Origin of the sequence: Variovorax sp. EBFNA2 (assembly GCF_033802765.1) — a bacterium.
GTDB classification, from domain to species: domain Bacteria; phylum Pseudomonadota; class Gammaproteobacteria; order Burkholderiales; family Burkholderiaceae_C; genus Variovorax; species Variovorax paradoxus_H.
Map to the genome: position 1 here is coordinate 828645 of NZ_CP138496.1, position 12745 is coordinate 841389.

General features: G+C 63.6%; 14 protein-coding genes. 5 read left to right on the plus strand and 9 right to left on the minus strand.

What is annotated here, in order from left to right; all coding sequences use genetic code 11:
- Positions 1-7 precede the first annotated feature (7 nt).
- Genes RZE79_RS03690 through RZE79_RS03700 form a run of 3 tightly spaced genes read left to right on the plus strand, consistent with a single transcriptional unit; the run spans position 8 to position 2219 of the window.
- Positions 8-763 carry an amino acid ABC transporter permease gene (locus RZE79_RS03690; RefSeq protein WP_056575887.1) on the plus strand — a complete coding sequence of 252 codons (756 nt, stop codon included), beginning with the start codon at positions 8-10 and terminating at the stop codon, positions 761-763.
- 1 nt (position 764) lies between these two features.
- Positions 765-1433 (plus strand): amino acid ABC transporter permease, encoded by a 669-nt coding sequence (locus RZE79_RS03695; protein ID WP_194274010.1) that lies wholly within the window; start codon positions 765-767, stop codon positions 1431-1433.
- 48 nt (positions 1434-1481) lie between these two features.
- Entirely contained in the window at positions 1482-2219 is a 738-nt protein-coding gene (locus RZE79_RS03700; RefSeq protein ID WP_101490176.1) for an amino acid ABC transporter ATP-binding protein, read from the plus strand.
- A 147-nt stretch (positions 2220-2366) separates the two neighbouring features.
- Here the strand turns inward: RZE79_RS03700 and RZE79_RS03705 are convergent, their stop codons facing one another.
- The 4 genes from RZE79_RS03705 to RZE79_RS03720 all read right to left on the minus strand — a co-directional run bounded on the left by RZE79_RS03705 (position 2367) and on the right by RZE79_RS03720 (position 6343).
- The gene (locus tag RZE79_RS03705) at positions 2367-3308 is read right to left on the minus strand and encodes a nucleoside hydrolase (protein WP_319359068.1); all 942 of its coding nucleotides are present in this window, start codon (positions 3306-3308) and stop codon (positions 2367-2369) included.
- A 71-nt stretch (positions 3309-3379) separates the two neighbouring features.
- A complete protein-coding gene (locus tag RZE79_RS03710; RefSeq protein WP_319359069.1) occupies positions 3380-4417 on the minus strand; it encodes a DctP family TRAP transporter solute-binding subunit in 1038 nt (345 codons plus the stop codon).
- 43 nt (positions 4418-4460) lie between these two features.
- Positions 4461-5759: a TRAP transporter large permease gene (locus tag RZE79_RS03715; protein ID WP_192194893.1), complete on the minus strand. Its 1299-nt coding sequence runs from the start codon at positions 5757-5759 to the stop codon at positions 4461-4463.
- The gene (locus RZE79_RS03720) at positions 5756-6343 is read right to left on the minus strand and encodes a TRAP transporter small permease (protein ID WP_319359070.1); all 588 of its coding nucleotides are present in this window, start codon (positions 6341-6343) and stop codon (positions 5756-5758) included. The genes RZE79_RS03715 and RZE79_RS03720 overlap by 4 nt, the downstream gene beginning before the upstream one ends.
- Before the next feature lie 374 nt (positions 6344-6717).
- On the opposite strand from RZE79_RS03720, the gene RZE79_RS03725 reads away from it, so the two are divergent.
- A complete protein-coding gene (locus RZE79_RS03725) occupies positions 6718-7200 on the plus strand; it encodes a GreA/GreB family elongation factor (RefSeq protein WP_099794983.1) in 483 nt (160 codons plus the stop codon).
- 79 nt (positions 7201-7279) lie between these two features.
- Here RZE79_RS03725 and RZE79_RS03730 read toward each other — a convergent pair whose 3' ends face one another.
- Entirely contained in the window at positions 7280-8746 is a 1467-nt protein-coding gene (locus tag RZE79_RS03730; RefSeq protein ID WP_319359071.1) for a PLP-dependent aminotransferase family protein, read from the minus strand.
- Positions 8747-9029: 283 nt separating this feature from the next.
- Between RZE79_RS03730 and RZE79_RS03735 the strand changes: the two genes are divergently transcribed.
- Positions 9030-9356, plus strand: a complete 327-nt coding sequence (locus RZE79_RS03735) for a hypothetical protein (protein WP_319359072.1) — start codon at positions 9030-9032, stop codon at positions 9354-9356.
- 206 nt (positions 9357-9562) lie between these two features.
- Here the strand turns inward: RZE79_RS03735 and RZE79_RS03740 are convergent, their stop codons facing one another.
- The 4 genes from RZE79_RS03740 to RZE79_RS03755 all read right to left on the minus strand — a co-directional run bounded on the left by RZE79_RS03740 (position 9563) and on the right by RZE79_RS03755 (position 12738).
- Entirely contained in the window at positions 9563-10072 is a 510-nt protein-coding gene (locus RZE79_RS03740) for a DUF1993 domain-containing protein (protein ID WP_319359073.1), read from the minus strand.
- Between the two features lie 363 nt (positions 10073-10435).
- Complete coding sequence (locus RZE79_RS03745; protein ID WP_153280721.1) at positions 10436-10816, minus strand: cupin domain-containing protein; 381 nt, start codon at positions 10814-10816, stop codon at positions 10436-10438.
- A 217-nt stretch (positions 10817-11033) separates the two neighbouring features.
- On the minus strand, positions 11034-11303 hold the full coding sequence (locus RZE79_RS03750; protein ID WP_319359074.1) for a hypothetical protein: 270 nt from the start codon (positions 11301-11303) through the stop codon (positions 11034-11036).
- Positions 11304-11766: 463 nt separating this feature from the next.
- Positions 11767-12738 (minus strand): nitronate monooxygenase family protein, encoded by a 972-nt coding sequence (locus RZE79_RS03755; protein ID WP_319359075.1) that lies wholly within the window; start codon positions 12736-12738, stop codon positions 11767-11769.
- Positions 12739-12745 lie beyond the last annotated feature (7 nt).

Genomic DNA, 12745 nt, shown 5'->3' on the forward strand with positions numbered 1-12745 from the left:
GTTCCCCATGGCATGGGACTGGCAGGTCTTTTGTAAAGACACGATCGATGGTGACATCGTTCCAGGCTGCTTCGGTACGGGCGGTGCATCTACGTATCTCAACTGGATGATGTCCGCCTGGGGCTGGACGGTGTCGGTGTCGCTGTGCGCACTGATCATCGCCCTGGTCGTCGGATCGGCCATCGGCATCCTGCGCACGCTGCCCGACAACCCGTGGCTGGTGCGATTCGGCAACGCCTGGGTCGAGCTGTTCCGCAACATTCCCTTGCTGGTGCAGATCTTCCTCTGGTACCACGTGGTGCCGTCGCTGTTCCCCGTCATGCGCGATTTCCCGCCCTTCGTGCTGGTGGTGGTCGCGCTGGGCCTGTTCACATCGGCGCGCATTGCCGAGCAGTTGCGCTCGGGCATCCAGGCGCTGCCCAAGGGCCAGCGCTATGCGGGCATGGCGGTGGGTTTCACCACGCTGCAGTACTACCGCTACGTCATCCTGCCGATGGCCTACCGCATCATCCTGCCGCCGCTGACCAGCGAGTCGATGAACATCTTCAAGAACTCGTCGGTGGCCTTCGCGGTGTCGATCGCGGAACTCACGCAGTTCTACCTGCAGGCTGGCGAGGAAACCGGGCGCAACATGGAAATCTACATCGGTGTCGTGCTGCTCTATATCTTCTCGGCGCTGGTGATCAACCGGCTCATGGCCCACATCGAGAAGAAGGCGCGTGTCCCGGGCTTCGTTGCCGCGGGCACCGGCGGAGGTCACTGACATGATGAACCTCGACTTTTCCTTCTACGACTGGGGCGTCATCAGCAACTACGTGCTGAAGGGCTTCTACTTCAGCGTGTTCCTCACGGTCGTGGCCACCCTGGGCGGCATCGTCTTCGGTACCGTGCTGGCGCTCATGCGCCTGTCGGGCAAGAAGTGGCTGGACATGCCGGCGGCCATCTACGTCAACGGCATGCGCAGCGTCCCGCTGGTGATGGTGATCCTGGGCTTCTTCCTGCTGGTGCCCTTCGTCATCGGCCGGCCCATCGGCGCGGAGTATTCCGCGATGATCACCTTCATCGCCTTCGAGGCGGCCTACTTCAGCGAGATCATGCGCGCGGGCATCCAGTCGATCCCGCGCGGCCAGGTCTATGCCGGCCAGGCCGTGGGGATGAGCTACGGGCAGAACATGCGGCTCGTGATCCTGCCGCAGGCCTTCCGCAACATGCTGCCGGTGCTGCTGACACAGACCATCATCCTGTTCCAGGACACCTCGCTGGTGTATGCCATCGGCGCCTACGACCTGCTCAAGGGCTTCGAAACCTCCGGCAAGAATTTCGGCCGGCCGGTGGAGTCGTACCTGCTGGCCGCGGTCGTCTACTTCATCATCTGCTATTCGCTGTCTTATGTGGTCAAGCGTCTGCACAAGAAAATCGCCATCATTCGCTGATTGATTGAGTGGCTGAACTGAACCGGAGAGAAACAAATGTCCGAAAAAATGATTGAAATCAAGAACGTCTCCAAGTGGTACGGCCCGGTGCAGGTGCTCAACGACTGCTCGGTGAACATCTCCAAGGGCGATGTGGTGGTGGTGTGCGGCCCGTCGGGTTCCGGCAAGTCCACGCTCATCAAGACCGTGAACGCGCTCGAGCCCTTCCAGAAGGGCGAGATCACCGTCAACGGCATTCCGCTGCACGACCCCAAGACCAACCTGCCCAAGCTGCGCTCCAAGGTCGGCATGGTGTTCCAGCACTTCGAGCTGTTCCCGCACCTGTCGGTGACCGAGAACCTCACGATCGCGCAGATCAAGGTGCTGGGCCGCACGCCCGACGAAGCCAAGGTGCGTGGCCTGAAAATGCTCGACCGCGTGGGCCTCATGGCGCACAAGGACAAGTTCCCGGGCCAGCTCTCGGGCGGCCAGCAGCAGCGCGTGGCGATTGCCCGTGCGCTGTCGATGGACCCGATCGTCATGCTGTTCGACGAGCCCACCTCGGCACTCGACCCCGAGATGGTCGGCGAAGTGCTCGACGTGATGGTGGCCTTGGCCAAGGAAGGCATGACCATGATGGTCGTCACGCACGAAATGGCCTTCGCCCGCAAGGTCGCGAGCCGCGTGATCTTCATCGACGTGGGCGGCAAGATCCTGGAAGACTGCCCGAAGGACGAGTTCTTCAATCACCCCGAGAATCGCCAGCCGCGCACCAAGGATTTCCTCAACAAGATCCTGCAACATTAGGCTAACCCCCAGGCTTCGCGCACTTCGTGTCGCTACGCCAACCCCCTTGCAGGGGGCGATACCAGCGGCCCGGCAAAGCCGGTTCCGCGGTATCCCTGGAAAAAGTCCTCAAGGCCACGCGCATTTTTGCGGCGTGGCTTTTCTTTTTCAGGGCAGCCGCGCGATGTGCTCCGTCAGCAGGTCGAAGAACCCCTGCGCATCGCCGTCGACGATCCACTGCACGTTGGCGGGCCGCTTCAGGCTGCCGTGCCAGTCGGCCACGGTCTGGCCGAAGCCCATGCCTTCGCGGCTGTCGATCTCGACGTGGATGCGGCGGCCCTGGAACAGGTCGGGGCGCAGCAGGTAGGCCGTCACGGTGGCGTCGTGCACCGGGCCGCCGGGCATGCCGTAGTGGGCCATCTCCTGCGGCGCGTAGGCATCGAGGATGTCGGCGACGATCGCGCCGGCGCGGTTGCCCAGCTGGCGCAGCCGCGCAATGCGCGCATCGCTCGTGAGGATCTTGTGCGTCACGTCCAGCGGCAGCATCGTGATCGGCACGCCGCACTGCAGCACCGCCTCGGCCGCGTGCGGGTCGGCGAACACGTTGAACTCCGCCACCGGCGTGATGTTGCCGCCGTTGAAGTGCGCGCCGGCCATGAGCACCAGCTCGCGCAGGCCGCGCACGATGTCGGGCGCCTGTTCGAGCGCCAGCGCGAGGTTGGTCTGCGGGCCGAGCATGGCGAGCGTCACGCTGTGCTCGGGCGCAGCGCGCAGCGTGCGAACGAGGTAGTCGACGGCACTGCCTGCGGCCAGCGGCACGGCGGGGTCGTGCACGGCCACGCCGGTGAGGCCTTCGCGGCCGTGGATGTTGGCGGCGTAGATCGGTGTGCGTTGCAGGGGCCGCTCGGCGCCCGCGTAGACCGGAAGCTCCGGCCGTCCGGCCCATTCGCAGGCCAGGCGCGCATTGCGCGAGGTCTTGGCCAGGGGGACATTGCCTGCCACCGTGGTCAGCGCCTGAATCGCCAGCGATTCGGGCGCCGCCAGGGCAAACAGCAGCGCGATCATGTCGTCCGCGCCGGGGTCCGTGTCGATGATCAGGGTGGGATGCATAGCGACATTGTCGCGATCGTCACCACCACCCGTCACCCCGATGCACAGGGAAGAAAGGAACGCGGGGCTGCTTACTTCGCGCGGGCCGCGATGGCCTTCTCGGCCTTCGCCACCAGGTCGGTGCCGACGGTCGACTTCCACTTGTCGTACACCGGGCGCGTGGCCTTCACGAAGGCGTCGCGCTCGGCCGGCGTGAGGTTGGTCACCGTCACGCCCATGGCCGCGATGTCCTTCAGCACGGGCTTGTCGGCTTCGACCAGGCCCTTGCGCGCGATGGCGATTTCCTGCTTGCCGGCGTCGAGTGCGGCCTGGCGCACGATGGCCTGGTCGGCCGGCGTCCACGAGGCCCAGATTTCCTTGTTCACCACGAACACCAGCGGGTCGGCCACGTAGCCCCAGGTGGTGACGAACTTCTGGCCCACCGTGTGCATCTTGAGCACGGTGAACAGGAACAGCGGGTTCTCCTGGCCGTCGACCGCACCGCTGGCGAGCGCGGGCTGCGCGTCGGCCCAGCTCATCTGCGTGGGGTTGGCGCCCAGCGCGGTGAGCATGTCGGAGTAGATGGGCGAGCCGACCACGCGGATCTTCATGCCCTTGATGTCGGCCGGCGACTTGATCGGCCGCTTCGAGTTGGTGATTTCGCGGAAGCCGTTCTCGCCCCAGGCAAGCGGCACCACGCCGGCCTTGTCGAGCGTCTTGAACATGTCCTTGCCCACTTCGCCCTGCGTGAGCGCGTCGATGGCCGCGTAGTCGGGCATCAGGAAGGGCATGGAGAACAGGTTGAGTTGCTTCACCTGCGGCGACCAGTTGATGGTCGAGCCCACGGCCATGTCGATCACGCCCTGGCGCAGCGCGCTGAACTCGCGCGTCTGATCGCCTTGAATGAGCGACACGCCCGGGTACAGCTTGATGTTGATGCGGCCCTGGGTGCGCTCCTTCACGAGGTCGGCCCAGATCTTTCCGGCCTGGCCCCACGGCGTGGGCGGGCCCAGCACCAGCGACATTTTGTACTCGGGCTTGTAGGCGGCCTGCGCCATCGCGCCGGTCGAGAACAGGCCGAGCGTGGCGGCAACAGCGGCAAGGCCGAGCAGGGTGCGGCGGAATTTCATGAGAGAGGTCTCCTCTTTGTCGATGGTCGATGGAACGAAAAAATCAGTAGCCCAGCTTGCGGGGCAGCCAGAGCGCGAGTTCGGGGAAGGCGATCACCAGCACCATCACCACGAACATCGAGAACAGCATCCAGCCCACCCACTGCACGGTTTCTTCCATGCGCACCTTGGCGATGCGGCACGAGACCATGAGGTTGACGGCCAGCGGCGGCGTGAACTGGCCCAGCGCCACCTTCAGCGTGAGGATCACGCCGAACCACACCGGGTCCCACTTGTAGTGCTGCACGATGGGCAGCAAGAGCGGCACGAAGATCAGGAAGATCGACACGCCGTCCAGGAACATGCCCACGGTGATGAGCAGCAGGATCAGCAGCGCCAGGATGCCGTACTCGCCCAAACCGGAGTTGACGATGGCCTGCGTCACCGGATCGATGATGCCCAGCGTCGAGAGCGAGTACGCGAAGATGCCCGCCAGCGACACCACCAGCAGGATCACCGCCGACAGCTCGCCCGACTCGCGCAAGATCACGAACAGGTCGCGCACCTTGATGGTCCGGTGGATGCACATGCCCACGAACAGGCCGTAGAACACCGCGACCACGGCCGCTTCGGTCGGCGTGAACCAGCCCGCGCGCATGCCACCCAAAATGAGCACCGGCGCCGCCAGGCCCCAGATCGCGTCGCGAAAGCTCTTCCAGAACGGCGGGCGGGGCAGCGTCGATTCGAGCGCGCCCATCTTGTGCTTGCGCGCCAGCCACACGGCCGGAATCATCAGCGCCAGGCCGGCCATCACGCCGGGGATCATGCCGGCCGCGAACAGCGCCGGCACCGAGGCGCCGGGCACCAGCACCGAGTACACGATGAACGCGACCGAGGGCGGAATCAAAATGTCGGTGGCCGCCGCGGCGCCCACCACGCTGGCCGAGAAGGCCGGCGGATAACCGGCGCGGCTCATGGCCGCGATCATCACCGCGCCCACGGCGGCGGCGTTGGCCGGGCCCGAGCCCGAGATGCCGCCCAGGAACATCGCCACGGCAATCGCCACCAGCGGCAGCATGCCGGGACCGCGGCCCACGATGGCGATGGCAAAGTTGACGAGGCGCAGCGCCACGCCCGAGCGGTCGAAGATGGAGCCGACCAGCACGAACATCGGAATCGCCAGCAGCGGGTACTTGCCCAGCCCGGCGTAGAAGTTCTGCGGCACGGCCAGCAGGCCGAACCACTGGGCGTCGGCGTTGGCCAGCGCAATGCAGGCGGCGCCCGCCAGGCCGAGCGCGGCGCCGATGGGCACGCCCACCAGCATCATGAGCACGAAGGCGACGAAGAGCAGGGTGGCGATCACTTGGCGTCGCCCTTGCTGGTGTTGCTGTTGTCGTCAGACTTGTAGTTCGTCTTGCGGCCACGGCGGACCATGAGGCCGATGGCGCGCCCCGCGATCGCGAACGACACGATGGGCAGCCAGATCGAATACCACCAGGCCGGCAGCCCGATGCCGGGCGTGGTCTCCTCGAAGCGGTAGTCGTCCCACACCATGCGGATGCTGAGCGCGCCGATCAGCGCGAACAAGATGGCGATCATCAGCGCGCCGAACTGCGCCAGGCGCTTGCGCCGCGCCATCGAGCCGCTCTCCGAGAAATACTCGATGCGGATGTGCCGGTCGCGCGCCACGGCGGCCGAGCCGGCCACCAGCGCCAGCATGATCATCAGGAACACCGAAAACTCTTCCGTCCACGCGAAGGACGAGTCGGTGAAGTAGCGGACGATGACGTTGGCGAAGGTAATGAGCGCCAGCGCGCCCATGATGAGGACCGTGAGCCAGTCTTCGATGGCGAGGGGAACCTTGGTGGGTTCGTCGGCGGCTTCGATGTCGGGGGGGAGGGGGCTGGCGGCGTCCAGCGTGGGGCCGGACTCGGGAGGAGTTGTCATCGAAGGAAAGGGCAGCTGAGGCAGGCGCCATGTCACAGGGCGGACGCCGGGACGCGATCCGTACACCTTGACAGGCGAGCAGCGCTCGATCCTAGGGGGTCAATGACCATTCATATATCGGGGGTTTCCTTAGCTGTTGTGGGGCGTTGACGGCCTCGGCTGGGGGTCCTTCGGGGCGCGCGCACAGGACACCGGGTACTCCCCTCCGCGAATGTCCCCCGCTTCGCTCCTCCTTGATTTCGCTGCGGGGAGCACCTGATGCCCTGTGCACGATGAGTGCGGCTGCGGCGTTGACGTTCGACCGCGTCGAAGGCTTCTGGCGCCCTTCATAATCAAAACCTGCCCCCGCTTGTTCGAGATACCGATCTTTCGTCATGGATAAATTCTTGCTGCAACAGCAGGTGCTGGAACGGCTCGCCGAAGATCTGCTGCAAGCCGAACAGGCCGTGCGGGCAGCCCATGAAACGGCGACGCACGAAGAGAACATCGCCGAAAACAAATACGACACCTTGGGACTCGAAGCCGCCTACCTGGCCACCGGCCAAGCCCGGCGCGCCGAAGCCATACGCCAGGCGATGGCCAATTGGCGCCGATTCCGCCCGCGTCCCTACGACGCCATCAAAGGCATACAGCTCGGCTCGCTGGTCTGCCTGGTCGATTCAGACGACAAGCAGCAACAGCTCTTTCTCGGCCCGGATGGGGGCAGCATGACGTTGGTCAGCGGCACTCAGCTTGTTCAGGTCATCAGCAGCGAAGCCCCTTTGGGCAGGGCAATGCTGGGCAAATGCGAGGGTGATGAGGTGTCGATACAGGTCGCTCCCATCCGACAGCAGTTTGAGGTGCTGCGGGTTCTTTAAGCTGCGACTGGACAGAAGCGGCGCGCGTGACGTTGAGAGTCAGTCGAAGGCGGCGGACCTCGACCTGCGTTGACGCTAACTAGGGACTCGACGAACGTTGCTCGAAGATTGGCTCCGATTTCCCAGTTGTAGATTTCAGCTGCGCGTTGGCGAGATCTCCAAGACTCCTGATAGCCCCTTCCAAGCGCGGGTCGCCGAGATACCCGTAGTTGATGCGCAGGTGCCGGGTGTATCGGCGGTCGGCTGAAAACAGATGGCCCGGCGCTACGCCTATGCCGAGCCGAAGAGCGTCCTGGTGCAGTGCGAGCGAGTCGACACCTTCTGGCAGCGCGAGCCACAGGAAATAGCCACCCTCGGGACGCGTGACCCGCGTTCCAGTTGGAAAGTATCGATCGATAAATCGCAAGCATGCAGCCTGCTGGCGGCTGAGCGAATGCCGCAGGGCGCGCAGGTGACGATCGAAACTCTTGTGTTGCAGGTACTCCTGCAACGCCAGTTGCGAAGGGAGTGCCGTCGCCAGCGAGCTCATCAACTTGTTGCGACCCAAAGTGGCTGCAAAGCGACCGCCCGCGACCCAACCGATGCGATATCCGGGTGCCAGGGATTTCGAGAAAGAACTGCAGTGCAGCACCCAGCCAGCCCGGTCCCAGGCCTTGGCTGGTGGCGGTCTCCGAGCCCCATGCGCGAGCTCGCCGTACACGTCGTCTTCGATCAGCGGTATGGCGCGAGTGGCGAGCATGCTGACCAGTTGCTCTTTGGCTGCGTCGCTCATGGTGCAGCCCATTGGATTCTGGAAGGTCGGCATGAACCAGCAGGCCTTCACCGGATGCTGGTCGATCACGCGAGCAAGAGAGTCGAGATCTACGCCTGTTCGCGGGTGGGTCTCAACCTCGACCGCGCGAAGACCGCGCCGCTCCAGTGCCTGCAACGCACCATAAAAGGTTGGCGTTTCGATCGCCACGAGGTCGCCTGGCTGCGTCACCGATTCGAGCGCAAGATTGAGGGCTTCCATCGCCCCGCTGGTGATAACCAGTTCAGACGCAGGAACATCCATCCCGACGCTGCCGTAACGCAGGGAGATCTGATGGCGTAATTGGGCGTTTCCTGGCGACAAATCTTCGACGGTCTGCCAAGGATCCATCCGCTTGAGCGCTCGCGTCAGGCCGGCGGCAAGTTGCTCGAAGGGAAAGAGCTCTGGCGACGGAAAGGCCGAGCCGAGCGGGACCATATCGCGCTCGCGAGCCTGTGCTAGGACCTGAAAGACAAGCGACGAGACGTCGACCGACATGGACCGCAGGACAGGCTCGCTGGCGGCGAGTTCGTTGGCCGGCATTTCCGCGCCCGCTCGAACGAAGTATCCCGACCGCTGCCGAGCTTCGACAAGCCCTTGCGCCTCCAGCAGGTAGTAAGCAGAGAACACGGTGGACGCACTGATGCCCATTTGCGACTTCAGTTCGCGCACGGAGGGAAGGCGATCGTTCGCCTTCAGGCTACCCGCGCGAATACGCTGAGCGATGTTGTCGGCAAGCTTCTCGTAGCGGTTCATGGGCATCTCTTTCTGATACGGTCGTTCTGGACCGATCCAGAGATTGTCATATCAGGCGTCGGGCTGCCCCGGCGCGACTACCGGCCCCCTTGCATCTGATACGAAAATTTTCAGCTGATCTGGTTCTGTACGTATCAGCCTGGAAGATGAACACTCGACAGCACGATGAGAGTGCTTCTGTGGTGCAGGCAGACTGCGCCGCCTTTCGACCCATGTCTTGCATGCCTTTCGACGCGCCTTGCGGACGCCCCTTTAGCTCACCGCAACCGTGTCGTGAGATTGATTGATTGATTTCCGCTTCTTCAGCGGTCTATTGAGCTACTCGCCGCACTCGGGCACTTCGCCGTCTGTCACCATTGATATCCCTTCAATCATGAATTCAATCCCTATCTCTTTTGTTATTTTCAAAGTTCTCGTGCTCAGCGTGGGCATGTATTTAGCCGTCAAGTGGCATTACGAACGGGGACAGAAGGACAAGAATCAAAAGACAGCTGCAGTGGTACTGACATCCATCAAGGTGGGCGGGGCGTTCGTCGCTTCTGCGTTCCTCGTGCTCTTCCTCACCTTTGAATTTTGCAATTGGATGGGTCTGGACCTGGCCATGCAGTGATTGGAAGTTTTCGGTCGATAGCCCGGATACGGTGCGACCAACGGCACGACCTCCTGATCGCAGGGGCAATCTTGCCGGTCGTCGCCAAGGAGAAAGTCGTCGACCGGAGCATCACGGAAGCGGAAGTCCTGGGGCCCAGCAGGCTTGGTGCAAGGCGCTGGTCGAGCGGCAGTGGCCAGAGTGGCCGAACGCCTGTCTGTCTTGGGTCAGTAGGCACCCATGTAGTCGCGCTTGCCGATCTCCATGCCGTTGTGACGCAAGATGGCATAGGTGGTGGTCACGTGGAAGAAAAACTGCGGCAGTCCATAGTGCAGAAGGTATGCGCTTGCGGTCAGCTTCTTTTCCTTGGGGGTGCCGGGGCGCAAGACGATCTCGCGGCTCTCGCTTGAATCGAATTGCTCAGGCTTGAAGGAGCCGATATGGGCCAAAGCTTTGGCGATCAACGCTTGCAGATCGGCGAAGCTGACCTCGGTGTCGGGCCAGGACGGCACCTCGGCACCTGCCAGGCGGGAGGCAATGCCCTTGGAGAAATCTGCGGCGATCTGTACCTGACGTAGCAGCGGAAACATGTCAGGGAACAGCCGTGCCTGCAGCAGCGCATTCGGATCGATATTTTTCTGCGTCGCCTGGTCTTCGGCCTTCTTGAGCACGTCGGACAGGGCGCGCAGCATCTGCTGCATGACGGGAACGGAGGCGTTGTACAGCGGGCTGGTCATGGTGAGTTCACTTCTTGAATTGGGCGCGATGGCCGGAGTTGGCGTGGCAGAGGCCCTGCCGACCATGTAAGGCTAACAGCACAGGGCGAACTGAATCGCCCCCGGCTTTTGTGGCCAGATTTTCTTCCCGCTGGTAGTCGGAGCAGCCGCGTTGAAGGGCAGTTCACCAGCAAGAAGCGGACGTCAATTGCAGACGCACGACAGAGCGCGATCGCTGCATAGTTGCCGTCGGGCATGTCTGCTTCAGACGGGTTGCTGCCGTTCGACGGGTCTGAGCAGAGGGGTGCCATCGGCCAAACGCCAGCGGTCGACGCCGGCCTGCTGCGCGACACCTGCGCAGTCGGCCAGGCCTTTCACCTCGGGTCAGCTCTTGGACTTTGCGTATTCCTCTGCGCTCATCATCTCCAAGCCGACGAACGGAGCGTTGCCTTCGACCCATGCGTCGTGACCCGGCGGAATGGTGTACGACATGCCTTCCTCAATGACAGTCTGCGAGCCGTCATTCATTTGCACGGTGATGCGACCGGACACCGCATACCCGACGTGAGCCACCTGGCAACTGTCCGTGCCCACGACCGGTTTGATGCACTTCGACCAGCGCCACCCGGGCTCGAACTTGAAGCGTCCGAGCGTGTAGCCCTCGAGGCGGACCACTTCGACCCGGGTCTTTTCGGGCTCCCGAACCTCATCCGGTTCGTCATGGGATTTCGTCTGAAGCTTGTTGACATGCATTGGACTTGCCATCGCGACTCTCCTCGCACGAGTAAGCAACCAGTCCGCGGCAGTCTCGTGCCGAACCGCACGTGAACGATGGAATGGTAGTCCTGGGCCACGCTTGCAGCGATCTATTTCTTGCACGGCAATGCGCTCCTTGCAGTGAGCGTCATGTGCCAGTTTGCGTAAGCCGAGTTACAGAAAATCTTCGTCCGCCACCAGCGCCCTGCGGCCCGCAGACCGGCCGCTAACCGCCGGTCTCAAGCGCTGCGCGTCGCGCCTTCTCGCTCAGCTGAAACAGCTCTCCCGCCTTGCGAGCGAGATCGGCTGCAAGCCAAAGCACGTTGTCTAGCTGTCGAGGCCCGTCACCGCTGCACCAGTCGACGCCTTCTCCGTGGCAGACCCACAGGAGCGCTTCGAGTTGCGAGAGGGTGTTTTCGAGAAGATCCGCCGGGTCTTGGGCGTTGTCTTCGGAAGCTACCGGCGTAGTTGGCCGGGCTATAGTCTTGGTAGCCATTTTTGTGCGGTTCCTTGAGAGGTGATTGCACGAACTTGGTTAGACGGTCGGGGTGCTAGTAACACCTCGGCCGTCGCCTTTTGATACCTCGCATCTGCATCGCTGCTTTCGCACCGACGACCTGCCGCGAGGCAAGCAGCCTTCAAACATCTCGGTGGTGGCTTGGTGTGTTGCGCCTTTCTTCTTCCCTTGGTGGGGTGTCGAGTGACAGGGGCATTCACTCTAGAGAAGAACCCGGCGAAGTAGCCGGTTCATGCGGCACGAAGTCTCGGCGAGCGCCAACAAATGCAGCTTCTGCGATGCGCCGCGCATGGACCTCGTGGGCCCGATGCCGCATCAGCCCGAAGCGGCTCTGAACGCTCACGCCGATGGGGTGCCTTGCGCAGCGAAATCAAGGAGGAGCCCGAAGGGCGGGGGACATTCGCGGAGCAAGGTACCCCGTCGGCGGGAGCGCGGCAGAGCTTCAGTTCATCCAGCTGCGCGCCCGGTCCAGATGCTCCCGGCACTCACGCACCATGCGCTCCAGCAATTCAGCACACGTCGGGATGTCGTCGATCAGCCCGATGCACTGGCCGGCCGAGACCACGCCGTTGTGCACCTCGCCCGATTCCAGCGCCGCGCGGCCGCGTGCGCCGGCGACCAGCGGACGGATGTCCTCGAACTCGCAGCCGCCCGGACGGCGTTCGGTGGCCACCACTTCTTCGGAGATCGCGTTGCGGAACACGCGCGCCGTGTTGTGCAGCGTGCGGAACATCAGCTTGGTGTCGCGTTCGGTCGCGGCCACCAGCGCCTGCTTGATGTTGTCGTGGATCGGCGCTTCCTGGGTCACGCAGAAGCGCGTGCCCATGTTGATGCCCTCGGCGCCCAGCGCCAGCGCGGCGGCCATGCCGCGGCCGTCGGCGATGCCGCCCGACGCGATGATCGGAATGCGCAGCTTGCGCGCCGCCACCGGCAGCAGCACGAGGCCGGGTACGTCGTCCTCGCCCGGGTGGCCCGCGCATTCGAAACCGTCCACCGACACCGCATCGACGCCGTTGCGCTCGGCCGAGAGCGCGTGGCGCACCGAGGTGCACTTGTGGACGATCTTCACGTCATGGCGCTTCAGGGCCTCGATGAAGTCCTTCGGGCTGTTGCCCGCGGTCTCCACGATCTTCACGCCGCTGTCGATGATGGCCTGGATGTATTCGGCGTACGGCGGCGGCTTCACCGCCGGCAGGATCGTGAGGTTCACGCCGAAGGGTCGGTCGGTCATCGTGCGCGTGCGCTCGATCTCGTGGCGCAGGTCGTCGGGCGTGGGTTGCGTGAGCGCGGTGAGGATGCCGAGGCCGCCGGCGTTCGACACGGCCGCGGCCAGCTCGGCGCGGCCCACCCATTGCATGCCGCCCTGGATGATGGGGTAGCGGATGCCGAGCAGTTCGGTGATGCGGGTCTTCATCGTTGTC